At 68.1% G+C, this 18,096-nt stretch carries 16 protein-coding genes; 11 read left to right on the top strand and 5 right to left on the bottom strand.

The genetic code is table 11. From position 1 onward, the window contains the following. Positions 1 to 65: 65 nt before the first annotated feature. A complete protein-coding gene (locus ABIB38_RS04410; RefSeq protein ID WP_429202080.1) occupies positions 66 to 1,004 on the top strand; it encodes a DMT family transporter in 939 nt (312 codons plus the stop codon). Here ABIB38_RS04410 and ABIB38_RS04405 read toward each other — a convergent pair. Continuing rightward, a complete protein-coding gene (locus ABIB38_RS04405) occupies positions 967 to 1,725 on the bottom strand; it encodes an MOSC domain-containing protein (RefSeq protein WP_429202078.1) in 759 nt (252 codons plus the stop codon). The genes ABIB38_RS04410 and ABIB38_RS04405 overlap by 38 nt on opposite strands. Continuing rightward, the gene (locus ABIB38_RS04400; protein WP_429202076.1) at positions 1,676 to 3,133 is read right to left on the bottom strand and encodes a M28 family peptidase; all 1,458 of its coding nucleotides are present in this window, start codon (positions 3,131 to 3,133) and stop codon (positions 1,676 to 1,678) included. Before ABIB38_RS04400 ends, ABIB38_RS04405 begins: the two co-directional genes overlap by 50 nt. Before the next feature lie 569 nt (positions 3,134 to 3,702). On the opposite strand from ABIB38_RS04400, the gene ABIB38_RS04395 reads away from it, so the two are divergent. Both ABIB38_RS04395 and ABIB38_RS04390 read left to right on the top strand, forming a co-directional pair. Then, positions 3,703 to 4,794 carry a sensor histidine kinase gene (locus ABIB38_RS04395; protein ID WP_429202074.1) on the top strand — a complete coding sequence of 364 codons (1,092 nt, stop codon included), beginning with the start codon at positions 3,703 to 3,705 and terminating at the stop codon, positions 4,792 to 4,794. Beyond that, a complete protein-coding gene (locus ABIB38_RS04390; protein ID WP_429202072.1) occupies positions 4,791 to 5,591 on the top strand; it encodes a LytR/AlgR family response regulator transcription factor in 801 nt (266 codons plus the stop codon). The genes ABIB38_RS04395 and ABIB38_RS04390 overlap by 4 nt, the downstream gene beginning before the upstream one ends. 13 nt (positions 5,592 to 5,604) lie before the next feature. Here the strand turns inward: ABIB38_RS04390 and ABIB38_RS04385 are convergent, their stop codons facing one another. The 3 genes from ABIB38_RS04385 to ABIB38_RS04375 are packed head-to-tail and all read right to left on the bottom strand — an operon-like array spanning position 5,605 to position 6,840. Then, the gene (locus ABIB38_RS04385; RefSeq protein WP_429202071.1) at positions 5,605 to 6,036 is read right to left on the bottom strand and encodes a hypothetical protein; all 432 of its coding nucleotides are present in this window, start codon (positions 6,034 to 6,036) and stop codon (positions 5,605 to 5,607) included. A 15-nt stretch (positions 6,037 to 6,051) separates the two neighbouring features. After that, positions 6,052 to 6,426 (bottom strand): hypothetical protein, encoded by a 375-nt coding sequence (locus ABIB38_RS04380; protein WP_429202069.1) that lies wholly within the window; start codon positions 6,424 to 6,426, stop codon positions 6,052 to 6,054. Between the two features lie 9 nt (positions 6,427 to 6,435). Continuing rightward, the gene (locus ABIB38_RS04375; RefSeq protein ID WP_429202068.1) at positions 6,436 to 6,840 is read right to left on the bottom strand and encodes a DUF6973 domain-containing protein; all 405 of its coding nucleotides are present in this window, start codon (positions 6,838 to 6,840) and stop codon (positions 6,436 to 6,438) included. A 125-nt stretch (positions 6,841 to 6,965) separates the two neighbouring features. Here ABIB38_RS04375 and ABIB38_RS04370 point away from each other — a divergent pair, with 125 nt between their 5' ends. The 8 genes from ABIB38_RS04370 to ABIB38_RS04335 all read left to right on the top strand — a co-directional run bounded on the left by ABIB38_RS04370 (position 6,966) and on the right by ABIB38_RS04335 (position 18,066). After that, positions 6,966 to 7,754 (top strand): ferritin-like domain-containing protein, encoded by a 789-nt coding sequence (locus ABIB38_RS04370; protein WP_429202066.1) that lies wholly within the window; start codon positions 6,966 to 6,968, stop codon positions 7,752 to 7,754. Then, complete coding sequence (locus tag ABIB38_RS04365; protein WP_429202064.1) at positions 7,754 to 10,126, top strand: DNA polymerase II; 2,373 nt, start codon at positions 7,754 to 7,756, stop codon at positions 10,124 to 10,126. The genes ABIB38_RS04370 and ABIB38_RS04365 overlap by 1 nt, the downstream gene beginning before the upstream one ends. A gap of 207 nt (positions 10,127 to 10,333) precedes the next feature. Next, on the top strand, positions 10,334 to 11,743 hold the full coding sequence (locus tag ABIB38_RS04360; protein WP_429202062.1) for a GntP family permease: 1,410 nt from the start codon (positions 10,334 to 10,336) through the stop codon (positions 11,741 to 11,743). Positions 11,744 to 11,878: 135 nt separating this feature from the next. Next, complete coding sequence (locus ABIB38_RS04355; protein WP_429202060.1) at positions 11,879 to 12,838, top strand: chemotaxis protein; 960 nt, start codon at positions 11,879 to 11,881, stop codon at positions 12,836 to 12,838. 50 nt (positions 12,839 to 12,888) lie between these two features. After that, positions 12,889 to 13,830: a LysR family transcriptional regulator gene (locus ABIB38_RS04350; RefSeq protein WP_429202058.1), complete on the top strand. Its 942-nt coding sequence runs from the start codon at positions 12,889 to 12,891 to the stop codon at positions 13,828 to 13,830. A gap of 79 nt (positions 13,831 to 13,909) precedes the next feature. Next, the gene (locus tag ABIB38_RS04345) at positions 13,910 to 15,382 is read left to right on the top strand and encodes an efflux transporter outer membrane subunit (RefSeq protein WP_429202057.1); all 1,473 of its coding nucleotides are present in this window, start codon (positions 13,910 to 13,912) and stop codon (positions 15,380 to 15,382) included. 17 nt (positions 15,383 to 15,399) lie between these two features. Then, positions 15,400 to 16,581 carry an efflux RND transporter periplasmic adaptor subunit gene (locus ABIB38_RS04340; RefSeq protein ID WP_429202056.1) on the top strand — a complete coding sequence of 394 codons (1,182 nt, stop codon included), beginning with the start codon at positions 15,400 to 15,402 and terminating at the stop codon, positions 16,579 to 16,581. Between the two features lie 15 nt (positions 16,582 to 16,596). Then, a complete protein-coding gene (locus ABIB38_RS04335; RefSeq protein WP_429202054.1) occupies positions 16,597 to 18,066 on the top strand; it encodes an MFS transporter in 1,470 nt (489 codons plus the stop codon). Positions 18,067 to 18,096 lie beyond the last annotated feature (30 nt).

Raw genomic sequence — 18,096 nt, 5'->3', positions numbered from 1 at the left:
GAATCACGCATTCCAGCGCAGATACTTTCTTGGCAGAATAAGGTCTTTGCCACCGAAATCCGAACATGAGTCCAACCCAGGTACGTCTGCGCCGCTGGTCGCAGGATGGCCGCCTGTACGCGGTGCTGGCCGCCGCCGGCTTCAGCATGAAGGCGGTATTCGTCAAGTTGGGCTATGCAGCGGCGCCGGTCGAGCCGCTCACGCTGCTGGCCGTGCGCATGGGCTTCGCGCTGCCGCTGTTCCTGTGGCTGGCCTGGCTGGCGCGCGCCCATGCCGCCGCGCCGCTGTCGGTCAGGGACGGCATCCATATCGCGCTGCTGGGCTTCCTCGGCTACTATCTTTCCAGCCTGTTTGACTTCTACGGCCTGCAGACCATCACGGCTGGGCTGGAGCGGCTGATTCTCTACCTGTACCCGACGCTGGTGCTGCTGTTCCAGGTCTGCCTGACGCGCGAGCAGCCCTCCGGCCGTACCCTGCAGGCGCTGGCGATCTGCTATCTCGGCCTGGGCATCGGCTTCGTGCACGACCTGCAGGTGGCGGGCTGGAGCCGCGACGTGATGGTGGGTTCGGCCTGGGTATTCGCCAGCGCCGTGACCTACGCCCTGTACTACCTGGGCACCGGGGCACTGGTGACCCGTATCGGCTCCATGCGCCTGGCCGGGCTGGCCGGCAGCGCATCGTGCGTGTTCGTGCTGGGGCACTTCATGGCGGTGGGCGATGCGGCCGCGCTGCCGGCGCTGCCGGCGGCGGTCTGGTTCAATGGCGGCCTGATGGCCGTGGTCTCGACCACGCTGCCGATCTACTGGCTGGCGCTGGCGATCGGTCGCATGGGCGCGGCGCAGGCGGCGGCAGTGGGCAACCTGGGACCGGTGCTGACCGTGTTCGCATCGTGGCTGCTGCTGGGAGAGCCGGTATCGCCGTACCAGTTGGGCGGGCTGGCGCTGGTGATCTTCGGCGTGAGCCGGCTCAAACCGGCGCCGAAGCGCTCCCCCGACCGCTCGTAACGGCGTCGAACAGGCCAGCGCCCGCCCAGCGTGCCTGGGGAACGACGCTCCGCGCCGCAATGGCCTTCTGCGCGTAAGCCGGCCCCAGCGCGCGCAGCAGACGCGGAAAGGCGCGGCAGTAGCTCGACTGAATCCCGGCCAGACGCGCCAGCTGGGCGTATTCGACCACCGCGCCCGGCGCAACGGCGTCGAGCACCTGCCGTACCCGCAGGCGCCAGTCGTCGGCCCATGACGGGAAGCGCTGGCCGAGGTCGCGCACCGGGTCGCCCGGATGAATGATCCCGGCTGCGACGACGCGCGCCAGGACGCCGCGGCGCGTGCCGATCCGGGCCGCCAGGCGCTCGCCATGACCGTCCAGCCGTGCGCAGGCTTCGCACGCGAACATCAGGCGCACCTGCGCCTCTGCGCCGATGCGCAGCACGGTGCCGGATGGCAGGTGGTCGATGTCGTCGTCGAGCAGGAGATTTTCGCGCAGCGCCTGGGGCGCCAGCGCGAGGGCGGCATAGCTGGCGCTGGAAGCGAGCAGCAGCTGGCGCGGGGAAAGCGGATCGAGATGGCGGTCCCCTGCGGCGCCGCTGCCTGCGACCAGGCACATGGCGTCGACCCGCACCGGCGCGGGTGCGCCGGCCGGGCGGATCGACAGGTCGGCGATCACCTGGCGGGTGCTGACGTCATGGGGCGGCGTGCAACGCGCGCGCCGCCTCGCGGTACCTGGCGGCATTCGGCACGTCGGTCCAGGCCGGCTTGGCCGGGTCGTTGGCGATGTCCTGCACGGCGACGGCGATCATGCGGTTCACGCGCGCCATATTGTCGTAGTCGATCTTGTCCCAGGTGTCGTCCTTGCCGTGGTAGTCGGGAAAGCCGAAGGCCACCGCCAGCGTGTGGGCCGGCACGCCGGCGTTGGCCAGGGCCTGGTTGTCGCTGCGCGCGAAATAGCGGTCGCTGTTGGTCGGATGCTTCCAGAAACGGATGCCGGTGCGCTCGGCGGCGCGCTGCATGGTCGTGCCCACGGTCGAGTAGTCAAAGCCCGTCATGGTCGCGGACGAGACCTGCGCTCCTTCGCTGTCGTCGGTGCGGCCCAGCTGCTCGAGGTTCAGGTTCATCACGGTGTCCTTCAGCGGAAACACCGGGTTCTTCGCATAGTAACGCGACCCCAGGAGGCCCAGCTCTTCGCCGAACAGGGCCACGAACACGATGCTGCGCCGTGGACGCTCCTTCTGCGCCGCCATGGCTGCGGCGATCTCGATCACCGATACGGTGCCGCTGCCGTCGTCGTTGGCGCCGTTATGGATCTCGCCGTCGCGGATGCCCAGGTGGTCGTAGTGGGCGCTGAGCATGACGTAGGTGTGCTTGAGTTGCGGATCCGATCCGCGCAGCACGCCGATCACGTTGCGCAGCTTGACCGGGCTGACGGTCGGCGCGGCCACCCTGGCGGCCATGCTCGCGCCGCCCCGTTCGAGCGTGGCGGCAACGTCGGCCGCGTGCAGCAGCACGACCGGCGGGCCGTCCTTGGGCACCGGCTGGCTCGGGTCGATCAGCCAGCCATCCCGGGTGCGGCCGTGGCGGCGTTCGCGGTCGATCATCACGACCAGCGCGGGTTTGCTGCGCAGCTTCGCTTTCAGCACGCCGGCCGCGCCGGGAATCGCCGCCGCGGGCACGACCAGCACCTTGCCATTGGCCGCGCTCTCGTCGTCCAGCGCCGCCTGCCACTGCATGAACACGGCCGGCGTGGTCCCGAGGGCGACCGGATCGACGAAGTTGGCCGAGGCGCTGCCGGCCGGGACCTCGATCGTCCTGCCGCCCGCCGTCACCGTGATCGTGATGTCCTTCTCGCCGCGCCTGGCGTACTGCCAGTTGGCGGTCTGGTAGTAGCCGTCGTCGCCGGCTGCTTCCAGGCCGGCGCGGCGGAACTGGGCGGCGATGTATTCGGCGGCCAGGTCGACGCCGCGCGAGGGCGTGCCGCGGCCCTCGAGCATGTCGGACGCGAGGAAGGACAGGTGGCCGCGCAGCGAGTCGGCCGAGATGTGGCTGGCGAGCGCATCCTGGGCGAACGCGCGGGGCGCATCGGTCTGGGTCGCGCAGCCGGCGAGGGCAAGGCTGAGGCCGAGGGCAGAGACGAGGTGACGCATGCGTGGACTTCCTTGGGGGGTAAAAAAATTGCAATATGACATGCCAGGTAACTGCGGTCAATTGCCTGGTAAACCAAGCGTTCTCATGGCGCGTTGTGTTGGCATGGTTTGATTGGTTCGTCTGGCATGGCATTTGCGCCCGGTATCAGAGGTCTTGCACGGGCATCCAACGAAGGTCCAGTCATCGCATTCGCGGCGGCCCGCTTCACGCCCGGCCTGCCACTCAAGCGCCCAGGGACGGTCGCGGCGCGCCTCTGATCGCCTGACACATGCCGCCAAATTGCGCACCCGTCCATCGAGGCTGGAGCGAGAGGCGCACGTATTGCGAGCGTCCGTCGCGGGCTTCGTCGATCGCCTTCTTCGATCACCCCAGGGCGATCCGCGCGGACGGGCGACGTCGGTGACGGTGATGATCGCTTGTGAACGCCGCGCTCCGGTGCTTGCGCCAAGCCGTTTCGGTCGACGCCGGAGCCGCTTCGCGCCATCCATTCTCCGGTTCGTCGCAGCGCATCTTGCCGGTCGCCCGGCTGCTGGGCACAATGGCTTTACTTTCAGTCAAGCGAGCCAGCATGTCCAGCTCCATCCATTGCCTCCTGCCAGCCCCGCGTTCGCGCCTGCGGCGCCTGCTCGCCGATCTGCCGTTGTCGATCGCCATCAGCGCCGTGCTCGCCGCCTTCATCGGCCTGGTATCCGGGCAGTTCCTCGAAAACCTGCTGGTGTCGATCCTGATCGGCATCGTGGCCTTCACCATCGTCAATGGCGGCAGGCTGCTGTGGTGGGACCGGCCGCACTGGGGCCTGCGCGAATGGGCGCCGTTCCTGGCGCTGGCGATCGCGGCGGCACCGGTGGCGCATTTCATGGGCCTGAGCGCCGGCGGCGCGATGCTCGGCATCCCGACCCCGGCGCTGGCCGAGTATCCGACGCCCGGCCGCATGAGCATGATCCTCTTCACCATGCTCGGAACGATGACGATGGTGGTGCTGGTGAGATACCGCGAACGGGTGCGCCGCATCGAGGACGAGCATGCGGCGGCGCGGCTGCGCGCCGAGGTCATTGAACGCCAGGCGCTGCAGGCGCAACTGCGCCTGCTGCAGGCGCAGATCGAGCCGCACATGCTGTTCAACACGCTGGCCAACCTGCAGGGCCTGATCGCGATCGACCCCGACCGCGCCAGCGAGATGCTCGACCAGCTGATCCAGTACTTGCGCGCGACCCTGAGCGTTTCGCGCGCCGAGACCACGACCCTGGAGCAGGAATTCGCGGCGATGGACGCCTACCTGGGCTTGATGGGCGTGCGCATGGGCGAGCGGCTGGCCTATCGCCTCGACCTGCCGCCCGCGCTGGCGACGGCGCGCCTGCCCACGATGCTGCTGCAGCCGCTGGTGGAGAACGCGATCGTGCATGGTCTGGAGCCGAAGGTCGATGGCGGCGAGGTCGTCGTCAAGGCCAGCGTGGCCGGCGACAGCCTCGTGATCGAGGTGCGCGACACCGGTCTTGGCCTGGGCCAGCTGCATGGCCGGCGCGGCGGCGGGGTGGGGGTGTCGACCACCCGCGAACGCCTCGAGGCCCTGTACGGCGAGCGCGCGACGCTGTTCCTGACGCCGGCCGCGCCACGCGGCGCGCTGGCCCGCTTGAGCCTTCCCCTGGAGACCACCGCATGACCCGCGCCCTGATTGCCGAAGACGAACCGATCCTGGCCGCCACCCTGGCCAGGACCTTGCGGGACTTGTGGCCTGGGCTGGACATCGTGGGCACGGCGCCGAACGGCGTGGCGGCGGTGGAGCAGGCGCTGGCGCTGCGGCCCGACGTGCTGTTCCTTGATATCCGCATGCCGGGCCAGACCGGGCTGGAGGCGGCCGAGGAACTGGCCGAGCGCTGGGAAGGACCGCAGCCGCTCCCGCACATCGTGTTCGTGACCGCCTTCGACGACTACGCGGTCGAGGCCTTCGAGCGCGCCGCGGTGGACTACGTGCTCAAGCCGGTCAGCGCGGGGCGGCTCGGCAAGACGGTGGAGCGCCTGCGCGCGCTGGTCGGGGCGCGGCATGCGGCGGCAGTGGACGCCACGGATGCGGACGCCCTGGGCCGGCTGCTCGGCCAGCTGCAGGCGCTGCTGCCGGCGTCAGCGGTGAGCGAGCGCTTGAGCACGGTGCGCGCGGCGGTCGGCAACGTGGTGCGCATGATTCCGGTGGCCGACGTCGTGTTCTTCCAGGCGGTCGACAAGTACGTGAACGTGGTGACGGCGGACGGCGAGGCGCTGATCCGGGTGCCGCTGAAGGACTTGCTGCCGCAGCTCGATCCGGGGCAGTTCCGGCAGGTCAGCCGCAGCATGGTGGTGAACATGGCGTGCGTGCTGAGCGCGGGGCGCGATGACATGGGCAAGGTGACCCTGAACCTGCGCGGGCGGTCGGACAAGCCGCGGGTCAGCCCGGTGTATGCGCACTTGTTCAGACACATGTAGGGGGCTGGGTGGCTTATTCGACTTCCGGGACAAAAAATACACTGTCGATCCTGCCGTCGTCTTTGTCGGCTTCGAAGACCAGCAGATACCCTTTTCCGTACATGCTACTGACGGTGTCCGGCCCGACAACATAGGCCAGGTTCGTATCGTAGTCGTAATAGGCGGTCTGAGTGCCGAGCAACGCCTCCACGTCTTTTCTGGTGAAATTTCTGGTGTCGTGCTGTTCGAGGAAGGACGCGGTCATTTTCGCCCGCTCCACCTGAGACGCAGACGCCCAAGCTTCGGGCGTGAATTCGCGCCCTCCGAGCTTGCGCGCCTGATCCTCAACCGAGTTCAGCCAACATCCGGCTAGCCCGAGCATCGAAAGCAATAGCGGACAGACTACGCGCATGGCGGTCAACCGGACCGACTGAAGGTGGGCAAGCACAGTAACGCTGTCAGACATGCGTGCGATCAGCTTTCATTCCACTTCGGGTAGGAAGAATACTCTGTCGACCTCCCCATCGTATTTGTCGGTCTCAAATACCAGCAAGTAGCCTTTTCCGTACATACTCTCGACGGTCGTTGGCCCAACAAAATAGGCTGGATTGGTGTCATAGTCGTAGTATCCCGTTGGCGCCCCAAGCAGTGCAACCACTTCCTTACGATGAAAGCTGGTGACGTCATGCTTTCTAAGAAGCGAGGCAGTCATCTCGCCACGCTGCAGGTCAGTGGCGGTTGCCCACGTCTGCGTGGTAAACTCACGCGCCCCCAGTTTTTTGGCTTGATCCTCGACTGAGTTCCAGCAGCCGGAAAGTAGAATCGAAAGCAATAAGACTTGCGCTCGGGTCGGCATCTGCTCATCTCACTGTCTGATTACTTTTAACTGGCCCGACCGTAAAGCACTGATACAAAGTTGACCGAGCAATTGATTCGAAGTGGGAATGCGACCAATCCTGAGACCGACTTCATTGTTATGCAGATCCATGGCTTTTTCGTCCGGTGGGTTCTCCGGGAAATCTTCGTGCGCCGACGTGTATCTGAGCGCATTGTTATACCCAATCTCGCGACAGAGAATTGCAGACCAGAAGCAATGTCGAAACGCGTCACCCTGGCCGTTGTGGTCGTGTCTGCCGAATCGCCGCTTCGTCTCTTCGGTTGCAGCACGCGCTGCCTCGTCGATCGAGGCCGCATGCTCTGGGTACATCATCAAGTAGACTTTCTCGCTATTGCTGAGTTTCCAAATTTTCATTAGTACCGATGTGGGCATTCTGAAACTCCTGGTACGAATCAACGTTTGAGTGTTCCATGTCTCCCGAAAATGTAGTTTGGCGCCCCTCAAGAGCATGCACTGGAATTGAGTAAAATGCGGGTTTTGCCAGCACACACCTCACCATGGAACTCCGCGCCGCCGCACTGCATGCGCTGCTCGAAACCGATCCCGCAACCAAGGCCCGGGCGGTCGCCGCCCTGACCGCCGCCAGCAAGGCCGGGACCGTGCGCATCGACACCGCCATCGCGCTCGCCGCGCCCGCCGGCATCCCCGGCCGCCCGCTGCGCCCCGAACTGGTGCCGCCGCTGCAGGTCGGCCGCCGTTCGATGGCCACGCCCGAAGGCCGGGCCATGCTGATCCACGCGCTGGCGCACATCGAATTCAACGCCATCAACCTGGCGCTCGACGCGCTGTGGCGTTTCCACGGCATGCCGGCGCAGTATTACCTCGACTGGCTGCGCGTGGCCGACGAAGAGGCGCTGCACTTCACGATGCTCAGCGCGCACCTGGCCACGCTCGGTTACGCCTACGGCGACTTTCCCGGCCACGACAGCCTGTGGGAGATGGTGGCCAAGACGGGCGACGACGTCATGGCGCGCATGGCGCTGGTGCCGCGCACCCTGGAAGCGCGCGGGCTCGATGCGATTCCGCCGCTGCGCAAGAAGATCGCCCAGGCCGGCGACCTGGCGGCAGCCCTGATCCTCGACCGGCTGCTGGTGGACGAAGTAGGGCACGTCGAGATCGGCAATCGTTGGTACTTCAGCCTGTGCCGCGAACGCGGGCTCGAGCCGATCGCCACCTACGATGAACTGACCGCGCGCTACAAGGCGCCCGTCCTCAAGGGACCGTTCAATATCGAGGGCCGGCGCCAGGCCGGCTTCACCGAGGCCGAGCTGCAGCGCTACCGCTGATGGAGACGGGTGTGGAAACGGGCTTCCTGTTGACGCGTCACTGGCGCGACACCGCCGCCGGCTGCGAGGTCGAGTTCTGGCTCGCCACCGATGCCGGCCCGCGCCGCCTGCGCCTGCCGCTGCAAACGCCCGTGGCTTTCATTCCCGAGGAACAACGCGCCGCCGTCGAACAACTGCTGGTCGATGAGCGCGGATGGGAGCTGCGTGCGCTCGAGTTGCGCGACTTTCGCCACCGGCCGGTCGCCGGCCTGTACTGTCGCAAGTACCGCCAGCTGATGCGCATCGAAAAGCAGCTGCGCCAGCATGGCCTCGACGTGTTCGAGGGCGACGTGCGTCCGCCCGAGCGCTACCTGATGGAGCGCTTCATCACGGCGCCAGTGAGTTTTGGCGGCACGCCGGTCGACGGCGATCCGTTGCTGCTGGTCGACGCGGTCCTGAAACCGGCGCCGGGCTACCGGCCGGCGATCCGCACCGTGTCGCTCGACATCGAGACCACCTTTCAGGGCGAACTGCGCTCGATCGCGCTCGAAGGCTGCGGCCAGCGCCAGGTCTACATGCTCGGTCCGCCCAATGGCCAGGACGGTGAGCGCGATTTCGAACTCGACTACTGCGACACCCGGCTCGAACTGCTCGACCGCCTGGAACAGTGGATCATCCGCCACGACCCCGACGCCATCATCGGCTGGAACCTGATCCAGTTCGACCTGCGCGTGCTGCAAAAGCACGCCGAGCGTTTCAACCGCCCGCTGCGCCTGGGCCGTGACGGCAGCGCGATCGAGTGGCGCGAGCATGGCGGCAAGCAGGAACACTACTTCATCTGCATCGCCGGCCGCCTGGTCATCGACGGCATCGACGCGCTGCATTCGGCCACCTGGAGCTTCCCGTCCTTCAGTCTCGAGAACGTGTCGCGCGCCCTGCTCGGCGAAGGCAAGGCGATCGACAATCCGCACGACCGCATGGCCGAGATCGACCGCATGTTCGCCGAGGACAAGCCGGCGCTTGCCTGGTACAACCTCAAGGATTGCGAGCTGGTCACCCGGATCTTCGACAAGACGAAGCTGATGGCCTTCCTGCTGGAGCGCGCCAGCGTGACCGGGCTCGCGGCCGACCGCAGCGGCGGTTCGGTGGCGGCGTTCGAGCACCTGTACATGCCGCTGCTGCACCGCCAGGGACGGGTGGCGCCGAACATCGGCGACGTCGCCGGCGCCGACAGCCCCGGCGGCTTCGTGATGGATTCGCGCTCGGGCCTCTACGATTCGGTGCTGGTGCTGGACTACAAAAGCCTGTATCCGTCGATCATCCGCACTTTCCTGATCGATCCGCTCGGCCTGGTCGAAGGCCTGCGCGAGCCCGAGGACGCCACGGTGCCGGGCTACCGCGGCGGGCGCTTCTCGCGCACCAGGCACTGCCTGCCCGGCATCGTGACCCAGGTCTGGGCCGGCCGCGAGGCCGCCAAGCGCGAGCGCAATGCGCCGCTGTCGCAGGCGCTCAAGATCATCATGAACGCCTTCTACGGCGTGCTGGGCACCACCGGCTGCCGCTTCTTCGACCCGCGCCTGGCCTCGTCGATCACGATGCGCGGCCATGACATCATGCACCGCACGCGCGAGCTGATCGAGGAGCAGGGCTACCAGGTGATCTATGGCGACACCGATTCGACATTCGTCTGGCTGGGGCGCGCGCATGCCGAAGGCGAGGCGCGCCGCATCGGGCAGGCCCTGGTCGAGCACGTGAACGGCTGGTGGCGTGCGCACCTGCAGGCCGAGCTGGGCATCGAGAGCGCGCTCGAACTGGAATACGACGTGCACTTTCGCCGCTTCCTGATGCCCACCGTGCGCGGGTCGGACGAAGGCAGCAAGAAGCGCTACGCCGGACTGGCGGCGAACGCGGACGGCGGCGAAGAGATGGTCTACAAGGGCCTGGAGACGGTGCGCACCGACTGGACCCCGCTCGCGCAAGCCTTCCAGCAGGGGCTCTACGAACGCATCTTCAAGGGCCAGCCCTACCAGGACTACGTGCGCGAGCTGGTCGCGCGCATGTTGCGCGGCGAATGCGACGACGACCTCGTCTACCGCAAGCGCCTGCGCCGGCCGCTGGAGGAATACCAGCGCAACGTGCCGCCGCACGTGCGCGCCGCGCGCATGGCCGACGAACACCACCTGCGCCAGGGCCGCCCGGCGCTGTACCGCAAGGGCGGCTGGATCCGCTACGTGATGACCTCGAACGGCCCCGAGCCGATGGAAGCGCGCCGTGGGGCCATCGACTACGAACACTATCTCACGCGCCAGCTCGAACCGGTGGCCGACGCCATCCTGCCCTTCCTGGGCGACAGCTTCGCCAATCTGACGAGCCCGCAGCAGACGCTGTTCTAGCATCACCGTCGCCCGCGTCATGCTTCGCTATTGCTCGCTGGACTGCCGGCAGGATCCGGCGCCGCCGCTCGATGACGACATGGCCCCAAGGCAAGGTTTCGATGCCGCCCGCATGAACGCGCGCGGCGGCGTCGCAAGCGCTGGCCCGCGACCGCGCTCCCTTTCTATAATGATCCCGTCATTACACGCCATCACCATGGAGTCGTCGTGTCCTTCCTGATCGTCCTGGCCGCACTGGTATTCCTGATGTTCGCCGCCTACCGCGGCTACAGCGTCATCCTGTTCGCGCCGGTCGCCGCCCTCGGCGCGGTGCTGCTGACCGACCCGGCGCAGGTGGCCCCGGTGTTTTCCGGCATCTACATGGAAAAGATGGTCGGTTTCGTCAAGCTGTACTTCCCGGTATTCATGCTCGGCGCGGTGTTCGGCAAGGTGATCGAACTGTCGGGCTTTTCCGAGTCCATCGTGGCCGCCGCGATCCGCCACATCGGCGCCGCGCGCGCCAATGCCGTCATCGTCGCCGTGTGCGCGTTGCTCACCTATGGCGGTGTGTCGCTGTTCGTGGTGGTGTTCGCGGTCTACCCGTTCGCGGCCGAACTCTATCGCCAGAGCGATATCCCCAAGCGCCTGCTGCCGGGAGCGATCGCGCTGGGGGCCTTTTCGTTCACGATGGACGCCTTGCCCGGCACGCCGCAGATCCAGAACATCATACCGACCACCTTCTTCCAGACCACCGCGTGGGCGGCCCCGGTCCTGGGCACCATCGGCGCGCTGTTCATCCTGGCGGTTGGGCTCTGCTACCTCGAGTGGCGCCGCCGCACGGCGGCCGGCAAGGGGGAGGGCTATGGCGCCTCGCTGGTGAACGAACCGGAACGGGTGGATATCGATGCCGGCGGCTTGCCGCATCCGCTGCTGGCGCTGGCGCCCCTGCTGCTGGTGGGCGTGGCCAACTTCGTCTTCACCCGCATGATCCCGGTCTGGTATGGCGCCGACAGCCACACCGTGCCGCCCGCGATCCTGCCGGGTATCTCCACGCCGGTAACCACCACGATCAAGACCGTGACCGCGATCTGGGCGGTGCAGGCGGCGCTGCGGCTGGGGATCCTGTTCGTGGTCGCGACCGCGTTCAGGCGCGTGGCCGGGCGCTTCGCCGATGGCAGCAAGGCGGCGGTCGGCGGCGCGCTGCTGGCGGCGATGAATACGGCGTCGGAGTATGGCTTCGGCGGCGTGATCGCGGCGCTGCCGGGCTTCCTGGTGGTGAGCGATGCGCTGCGCAGCATTCCGGATCCGCTGGTGAACGCGGCGGTCTCGGTCAGCTCGCTGGCCGGCATCACCGGCTCGGCCTCGGGCGGCATGAGCATTGCGCTGGCCGCGATGTCCGACGTTTTCATTCGCGGCGCCGAGCATGCCGGGATCTCGCTCGAGGTGATGCACCGGGTAGTGGCGATGGCCAGCGGCGGCATGGACACCCTGCCGCACAACGGCGCCGTGATCACCCTGCTGGCGGTCACTGGCCTGACCCATCGCGAAGCCTACCGCGACATCTTCGCCGTTACGCTGATCAAGACGGCGGCCGTGTTCTTTGTCATCGGTGTCTATTACGTCTTCGGCGTCGTGTGACAAATCGTGGTTTTTTTGCACTGGTTCCTGCAATATCAGCAAGGCTTGTGGCGTGTCTTGACCCAAGAAACAGCCGCGCGACTACAATGACTTCCGAAATGGTTTCCGTGCAGCACTATTACTCCAGGATGGAACATGAAATCGGTACAACAAGAAGTCGACGAGCGCAGCAACCTGACCGGCACCAACAAATTCGAATTGCTGTTGTTCCGCCTGGGCGGTGACGAGCAGGGCAACCACAACGAGCTGTTCGGCATCAACGTCTTCAAGATCCGCGAAATCGTCGCCATGCCCGAGATCACGGCGGTGGCCGGCGCGCCGCGCCACGTGCTGGGCGTGGTCAACCTGCGCGGCCAGATCATCCAGGTGCTCGACCTGCCGGGCATCACCGGCGTCAAGCCCAGGTCAGGCCTGAACATCATGCTGGTGACCGAGTTCGCGCGCACCACCCAGGCCTTCGCCGTCGAGAGCGTGGAAGAGATCGTGCGCCTGGACTGGAGCCAGGTGATGACCGCCGAGCACAGCGCCGGCAGCGGCATGGTGACCAGCATCGCGCGCCTGCCCGAGCAGGATGGCCAGCCGGCGCGCCTGGCCCAGGTGCTCGACGTCGAGACCATCCTGCGCAACCTGAACCCGACCCAGGAGCGCGAGAACATGGAGCAGGCCGTGGGCGCCAGGATCACGATCAAGCCGGGCGCCGTGATCCTGGCGGCCGACGATTCGGTGGTGGCGCGCGCACTGATCGAGCAGGGCCTGGAAGCGATGGGCCTGCCCTACATCATGACCAAGAGCGGCAAGGAAGCCTGGGACCAGCTGGGCACGATCGCCGCGGCGGCCGAAGCCGAAGGCCGCACCGTGTACGACCGCGTGGCCATGGTGCTGACCGACCTCGAGATGCCGGAGATGGACGGCTTCACGCTCACCCGCAACATCAAGTCGAGCAACCGCTTCGGCAACCTGCCGGTCGTCATCCACTCGTCGCTGTCGGGCAGCACCAACGAAGAGCACGTCAAGAACGTGCGCGCCGACGCCTACGTCGCCAAGTTCTCGGCCGAAGACCTGTCGCGCACCCTGCGCAAGGTGCTGGGCGGCTGATCCGGCGCCCGGGGATGATGAGCTAGTTGCCGCGATGCTATGATGCGGCCGTGATCCCCGACCTTTCCCAATTACTGATCCTCGACAGCCTGCTGCGCGAGGGCAGCCTGACCCGCACCGCCGAACTGCTCGGCATGACCCAACCGACCGTCAGCCGTGCTCTGGCGAAACTGCGGCGCCATTTCGGCGACCCGCTGTTCGTGCGTTCGGGCCAGCGCATGCAGCCGACCGTGCGCGCCCTCGAGCTGGCCGGCCCGGTGGCGGCGGTGCTGGACGCGGCGCGCCAGCTCGAGGGCGGCCCGGCCGCGTTCGATCCGCTCAACGCCACCCGTTCCTTCGGCCTGTACATGGTCGACGGCGCAGTGGTGAACATCCTGCCCCAACTGCTGGACGGCCTGGCCAGGCTGGAAAACGGCGCTGCCGGCCTGCAGCTGCGCAGCGTGCACATCGATCCCGGCTCGCTCGAGGCCCAGCTCGAGCGCGGCCATATCGACCTGGCCATCGGCCGCTTTCCGCACCTGCTCAACAACATCCGCCAGCGCAAGCTGTGGGACGACGAATACGCCTGCCTGATGCGGCGCAGCCACCCCTGGGCCGGGCAACTCGACCACGACACCTGGCTGACCCACCGCCACGTGCTGATCGAGATGGAGCACACCAGCCATCACAACGTGGCCGTGACCCGCAAGCTCGAAACGCTGCTCGAGCCCACCCGCATCCTGTGCCACGTGCCGAGCTTCACCTCGGCCGCCCATATCGCCCTGCACACCGACGCCATCGCCACCATCCCGCTGCGCCTGGCGCGGCCGCTGGCGCGCGACCTGGGCCTGGTGCTGGCGCCGATGCCGGTCGAGCTGCCGCCGCTGCAGCTGGCGCTGTACTGGCACGAGCGCAGCCATCGCGACCCGGCCAACCGCTGGCTGCGCGACTTCGTGCTCACGACCCTCACCAACACGCTGGGCGGCGACGACCATCATGCAGATTCTGCATGACGTTCATGCCGCTTATGGCATGGCCTAAATAACTCACAGCAACTATGCTTCGGCTTCCTGTATTTTGCCGAGGCACTCCATGCTTCCATTCCACCCCGCGCCAGGCCGGTCGGCGACCCGCCTGGCGCTCGTTTCTGCCATGCTCGTCCTGGGCGGTTGCGTGTCGATGGGCGCGCAGCCGCCATTGGCGCGCTTGAACGGGGACGCGCCCCTGAATTCATCGCGCGCTATTGGGTCGTTGACGACCGAGACCGCCGCCTGGCCGACCCAGGACTGGTGGCGCGCCTATGGCGACCCCCAGCTCGACCGGCTGGTGGAGGGTGCACGCGACGCCAGCCCGACGATCGCCGCTGCGCTCGCACGGGTGCGCCAGGCGGCGGCCCTCGAGGGCCTGGCCGCGGCCAGCCTGGGGCCGCAAGCCAGTGCGTCGGTCCACACCGCGCGCCAGCGCTACAGCGAACATGGCAGCGTGCCCAAGCCGTTGGCCGGCAGCTGGGAGTGGGCCGCCGACGCCGGCGTCAACCTGGGCTATGAACTCGATTTCTGGGGCAAGAACGCCGCCAGCGTGGCCGCCGCCGCCGGCCGCGTCAATGCGCGCCAGGCCGAAGCCCAGGCCGCGCGCCTGGCCGTGTCGAGCGCCGTGGTGCAGGCCTACCTGCGCCTGGACCACCTGTACGCCCAACGCGACCTGGCTGGCCGGGAGCTGCGCCAGCGCAGTCGCATTCTCGAGCTGGTGCAGCAGCGCGTCTCCGCCCAGCTCGACAGCAAGGCGGAGCTGAAGCAGGCCGAGATCGGCGTGCCGGCCGTGCGCGGCCAGATCGCGGCGCTGGACGAGGCGATCGCGCTGACCCGCGGCCAGATCGCGGCCCTGGGGGGGCAGGGCCAGGATGCGGCCGGGGCGATCGCCCGCCCGCAACTGCGCCTCTACCGCCCGGCCGCGGCGAGCGCCGACATTCCGGCCGCGCTGCTGGGCCGCCGGCCGGAGCTCGTCGCGCTGCGCTGGCAGGTCGAAGCGGCCAGCGGCGAGATCGACGTCGCCAGGGCGCAGTTCTATCCAACCGTGAACCTGGGCGTCTCCGCTGGCCTGGCCAGCCTGGGGTTCGAGCGCCTGCTGCAGGGCGGCAGCCGCAGCTTTGCCGCCGGCCCGCTGATAACCCTGCCGCTGCTCGACGGCGGCCGGCTGCGCGGCAACCTCGCGGCGCGCAGCGCCGAATTCGACGTCGCGGTCGAGAACTACAACGCCGCCGTGATCGACGCGCTGCGCGACGTGACGGCGCAGCTGACGTCGCTGCGCTGGCTGGGCGAACGGGTGCGCGAGCAGGACCAGGCGCTGGCGGCGGCCGAAGAGGCCCATGCGCTGGCCGAACAGCGCTACCGCGCGGGGCTGGGCAACTTCGTGCAGGTCTTGATCGCCGAAACCCAGGTCGTGGCCCAGCGCCGCGCCCAGGCCGACCTGGACGCCCGCGCCTACGAGCTGGACGTGAACCTGGTGCGCGCCCTGGGTGGCGGCTACCGGGCAGCCGCCGCGCCTCCCGCCCTGGGCGCGCATTGAAGAATCGAGAGAACGCCATGGACACCAACAATACGAACAATACGAATCCTGCTCCCCAGGGCCGCCGCAGGCTCGCGCTGGGCCTGACGGTCGCGGTGTTCGCCGCCGCCGGCGGCATCGCCTGGTCCTCGCCCGAGGTGCTGGGCATCGGCTGGAACAGTCAGCACACCGAAGACGCCTACGTCGAGGGCAACCTGGTGCAGGTGACGCCACAGGTCGGCGGCACCGTGACCCGCATCGCGGCCGACAACACCGATTTCGTGCGCCCCGGCGACGTGCTGGTGCAGCTGAACGAGGTCGACGCCCGCCTGGCCCAGGAGCGCGCCGAGGCGGCGCTGGCCAAGGCGGCGCGCCAGGTGCGGGCCCAGTTTGCCGGCGTCGAGCAGTTGCGCGCGACGGTCGCCCAGCGCGAAGCCGATCTCGGCAAGGCCGCCAGCGACCTGGCACGCCGGCGCGGGCTGGCCGGCACCGGCGCCGTGTCGGGCGAGGACATCCGCCACGCCGAAGACGCCGTGGCCGCGGCCCGGGCGGGGCTCGCCGCCGCGCGCCAGCAGGCCGGCTCGGCGCTGGCCATGGTCGACGGCACCACGGTCGAGAGCCATCCCGACGTGCGCTTTGCGATCGCGCAGCTGCGCGACGCGTCGCTGGGCCTGGCGCGCACCACGCTGGCCGCGCCGGTGGGCGGCATCGTCGCCCGCCGCAACGTCCAGATCGGCCAGCGCGTGGCGCAGGGCGCGCCCCTGATGGCGATCGTGCCGCTGGACCAGATGTGGGTCACCGCCAACCTGAAGGAAACCCAGCTCAAGGACGTGCGCATCGGCCAGCCGGTGGCGGTGACGGCCGACGTGTACGGCAAGGAGGTCGTGTTCCACGGCCGCGTGGCCGGCCAGGAAGCCGGCACCGGCAGCGCCTTCGCCGCGGTGCCGGCGCAGAACGCGACCGGCAACTGGATCAAGGTGGTGCAGCGGGTGCCGGTGCGCATCGCGCTCGACCCGGCCGACCTGGTGCGCCATCCGCTGCGCCTGGGCCTGTCGATGAAGGTGGCGATCGACACCAGCAGCAAGCAGGGCCCGAGCCTGATGCAGGCCGGCGCCGCGCGCCAGCAGTACCAGACCGTCGTGTTCGAGACCGAGTCGCATGGCGCCGAGGAGGCGATCCGGCGCGCGCTCGGCCGCCCGGGCGCGGTAGCGTCGCGTTGATGGAAAGGGCAGGCGATGAACGCCCTTGCTAGACCAGCTGCTCCGCTTTCGATTCCGCGTCCGGCCTTGCTGGCCGCGATCTTCGTCTTCAACTTCATCGAATTCCTGGCGACCGGCATGACGGTGTTCGCGGCGCCGGCCATCATGGGCCACGTCGGCGCCTCGCCCGAGGAATACGCCACCGTCTCGGCGCTGTACGCGGCGGTGGCGGTGCTGTCGATCTCGCAGCTGACGGTGCTGGTGCAGCGCCTGGGCTGGCGCAACTACCTGCTCGGCGGCGTGCTGTTCTACCTGGTCGGCGCCTGGATCTGCGCCGGCAGCGGCAGCGTCGCCGCCTTCGCCGGCGGCCGGCTCCTGATGGCAATGGGTGGCGGCGTGTTCATGACGGCCTCGCGCATGATGGTCAACCTGATTCCGCCTTCGCCCCAGCGCCTGCAGGGCATCGCGGCCTTCGGCGGCGCGCTCTCGCTTGGCCTGGCGCTCGGCCCGCTGGCCGCGGCGAAATTCATCGGGCACGAAGCCTCTGGCGGGATGTTCCTGCTGCTGGCGGCGCTGGCCGTGATCGGCGCCGGCATCGCGGCGCGCTGGCTGCCGCTCGGCGCCGACACGCTGGACGGCACGCCGACGCGCCTGCATGTACCGGATGCGATCCTGCTCGGCGGCGGCGCCGCCATCACGCTGTTCGCCCTGCAGCACCTGACGTACGACTGGCATGGCGGCGAGCGCGGCGCGCTGCTCGGCCACCTGGCGCTGGGCCTCGCGCTGCTGCTGGCCTTTGGCCTCGTCAAGGCGCGCCGCCGCGAACCCTTCCTGCACCTGAACATCCTGGCCAGCGCGCGCTATCGGCTGGGCCTGGTCATCTTCGCGGTCTGCTACGCGGTGCTGGGGATGGTCAACACCCTGTTGCCGCAGGCGGTGCAGAAGGGCCTGGGCATGGGACTGGAGCAAGCTGGAGTCCTGCAAGGCATCGGCCTGCTGTCGACCTTCGTCGTGTTCGTGGTGATGCTGCAGATGGTCAAGCGCAATCCGCATCCGACCAGGTTCTTCGTGACCGGCTTCCTGATGCTGGCGGCGCTGGGCTGGCGTTTCGCCACCCTCGATCCGCGCGCCGACGCCTGGGACACGGTGATGCTGTGGCTGGGCCTGTTCGGCGGCTTCCTGACCCTCGGCATGGCGACCGCGGCGATCCACTCGTTCAAGGATCTGCAGGCCGACAACGTGGTCTTCGCGCACGGCCAGCAACTGAAGAACATGCTGGGCCAGGTGGGCCTGGCGCTGGGCGTTGGCGTGACCAATGTCGCGCTGCAGGAACGCACCGCCCTGCATGCGTCGCGGCTGGCCGAGAAGGCCGGCGCGATCGGGGACGGCGGCCTGGAGTTGGCGCGCCAGGCCGGCCTGCTGGCGGGCCAGGACCTGTTCTGGATCGTGATGTGGGTGGGCCTGGCCGGCGCCGTGTTGCTGGCCATGCAGCGCAGGTTCGATTGAACCCCGACGGTGGCGTCGTTCGCGGCCCTG

This window comes from Massilia sp. UYP11 (assembly GCF_050434805.1).
In the GTDB taxonomy this organism is placed as follows: domain Bacteria; phylum Pseudomonadota; class Gammaproteobacteria; order Burkholderiales; family Burkholderiaceae_D; genus Telluria.
The sequence above is the reverse complement of the archived record's forward strand: the minus strand, read 5'-3'. Positions and strand labels throughout refer to the sequence as shown.

What these genes read in the sequence shown, in the direction of transcription:
- ABIB38_RS04410 (WP_429202080.1), top strand. Translation starts at nt 66, where the DNA reads ATGAGTCCAACCCAGGTACGTCTGCGCCGCTGGTCGCAGGATGGCCGC.
- ABIB38_RS04405 (WP_429202078.1), bottom strand. Translation starts at nt 1,725, where the DNA reads ATGCCGCCAGGTACCGCGAGGCGGCGCGCGCGTTGCACGCCGCCCCAT.
- ABIB38_RS04400 (WP_429202076.1), bottom strand. Translation starts at nt 3,133, where the DNA reads ATGCGTCACCTCGTCTCTGCCCTCGGCCTCAGCCTTGCCCTCGCCGGC.
- ABIB38_RS04395 (WP_429202074.1), top strand. Translation starts at nt 3,703, where the DNA reads ATGTCCAGCTCCATCCATTGCCTCCTGCCAGCCCCGCGTTCGCGCCTG.
- ABIB38_RS04390 (WP_429202072.1), top strand. Translation starts at nt 4,791, where the DNA reads ATGACCCGCGCCCTGATTGCCGAAGACGAACCGATCCTGGCCGCCACC.
- ABIB38_RS04385 (WP_429202071.1), bottom strand. Translation starts at nt 6,036, where the DNA reads ATGTCTGACAGCGTTACTGTGCTTGCCCACCTTCAGTCGGTCCGGTTG.
- ABIB38_RS04380 (WP_429202069.1), bottom strand. Translation starts at nt 6,426, where the DNA reads ATGCCGACCCGAGCGCAAGTCTTATTGCTTTCGATTCTACTTTCCGGC.
- ABIB38_RS04375 (WP_429202068.1), bottom strand. Translation starts at nt 6,840, where the DNA reads ATGCCCACATCGGTACTAATGAAAATTTGGAAACTCAGCAATAGCGAG.
- ABIB38_RS04370 (WP_429202066.1), top strand. Translation starts at nt 6,966, where the DNA reads ATGGAACTCCGCGCCGCCGCACTGCATGCGCTGCTCGAAACCGATCCC.
- ABIB38_RS04365 (WP_429202064.1), top strand. Translation starts at nt 7,754, where the DNA reads ATGGAGACGGGTGTGGAAACGGGCTTCCTGTTGACGCGTCACTGGCGC.
- ABIB38_RS04355 (WP_429202060.1), top strand. Translation starts at nt 11,879, where the DNA reads ATGAAATCGGTACAACAAGAAGTCGACGAGCGCAGCAACCTGACCGGC.
- ABIB38_RS04345 (WP_429202057.1), top strand. Translation starts at nt 13,910, where the DNA reads ATGCTTCCATTCCACCCCGCGCCAGGCCGGTCGGCGACCCGCCTGGCG.
- ABIB38_RS04340 (WP_429202056.1), top strand. Translation starts at nt 15,400, where the DNA reads ATGGACACCAACAATACGAACAATACGAATCCTGCTCCCCAGGGCCGC.
- ABIB38_RS04335 (WP_429202054.1), top strand. Translation starts at nt 16,597, where the DNA reads ATGAACGCCCTTGCTAGACCAGCTGCTCCGCTTTCGATTCCGCGTCCG.